Below are 1,322 nucleotides of genomic sequence, written 5' to 3'. Positions count from 1 at the left end.
GGGCGTTCCCCCCGAGATGTGGACACCAATACCTATGCGGCGGAAGCCATCATAGTCGATCTCTGCTCGAACTCGATAGGACAGATCTGACCGAGAGCGGAATGCCTCCTTCGCGTGTTGTAACGCGTGATCCAACGGAAGACGGCGGTGCGGGCCTCACCTGCGCTGTTCCACCGCTTCCGGCCCTGGAGTGTCTCCCGCTTCAACGTCGCGTTCCATGATTCGGCGGCGGCGTTGTCCGCCGACGTTCCGACCGCACCTCGCGACCGGGTCACGCCCAGCTCGCGGCAGACATCCGCGAAGTTCTGCGAGACGTATTGGGCACCGTTGTCGGAGTGGAAGATCGCGCCGTCGAGACCGGCGGCACCGCGGGCGGCGGCCGCTGCCCGCAGGGCGTCGGTGACCAGCTCGGTGCGCATATGCGGTGCGATCGACCACCCCGCCAACCGTTTGGAGTTCAGGTCCAATACTGTTGCCAGATAGAGGAAGTCACCGTCCCCGACGGGGAGGTAAGTGATGTCGCCGACGTACTTGGTGTTCGGTGCGCTCGCGGTGAAGTCCCGCCGGATCAGGTCCGGCACCGGGCTCGCGGAAGGTTCGGGGACTGTGGTGCGCACGGTCTTGCGCAGGTGCACCCCGACGATCCCGTTCGCACGCATCACCCGTTCGACCCGCTTGTGGTTCACCTCGATCCCGGCGTCGCGCAACTCAGCCGTGATGCGCGGGGCACCGTAGGTGCCGTCGAACTCGTCGTGAATCCCACGGATCCGCGTCGCGAGCTCCTCGTCGGCACGGGCACGTTCGGCCCGGGCAGGCGCGGCGGCGAGCCACCGGTAGAAACCGGATCGGGACACCTCGAGGATCTGGCACAGCCACTTCACCGGCGCGGTGTTGCGGTGGTCGTCGACGAACTGGAAGCGGCTCACCAGTTGGTCTCGCCCGCGAAATATTTCGCGGCCCTCCGCAGAATTTCCCGCTCGGTCTCCAGCTTGCGGATCTGCGCTTTGAGATGCCTGTTTTCCTCTTCCAACACGGACTCGGACGATACCCCGCCCGCCGGTGCCGGCTTCCGGGGCCGGTCCGCTGCGGACGCAGTGCCGGTGCGTTTACGTTCCGCACGCACCCAGTTGCGCAGGGTTTCGCGGCTGACGCCCAGGTCCTTGCCGATGCCCTCGAAGGTGTGGCTCGGGTCGGACAAGTACAGCGCGACGGCATCGGCCTTGAACTCCGCCGAATACGCCTTCATCACCATCGTGACATCACTCCTTCTGGGCCCTTCATGGCCCAGTGTTCAGGATGTCCACACTCCGGGGGGAATGCCC

1 protein-coding gene is annotated in these 1,322 nt (G+C 65.7%); it reads right to left on the bottom strand.

The features are described 5' to 3' along the window. Positions 1–32: 32 nt before the first annotated feature. A protein-coding gene (locus tag HCA61_RS25830; RefSeq protein WP_169691051.1) for an IS3 family transposase occupies positions 33–1,252 on the bottom strand; the annotation gives its coding sequence in 2 pieces (ribosomal slippage) (positions 33–943 and positions 943–1,252; 1,221 coding nt in all). Positions 1,253–1,322: the final 70 nt, after the last annotated feature.

The sequence above is a fragment of the Rhodococcus sp. HNM0563 genome, from assembly GCF_012726195.1.
Taxonomy (GTDB): Bacteria; Actinomycetota; Actinomycetes; order Mycobacteriales; family Mycobacteriaceae; genus Rhodococcus.
The sequence above is the reverse complement of the archived record's forward strand: the minus strand, read 5'-3'. Positions and strand labels throughout refer to the sequence as shown.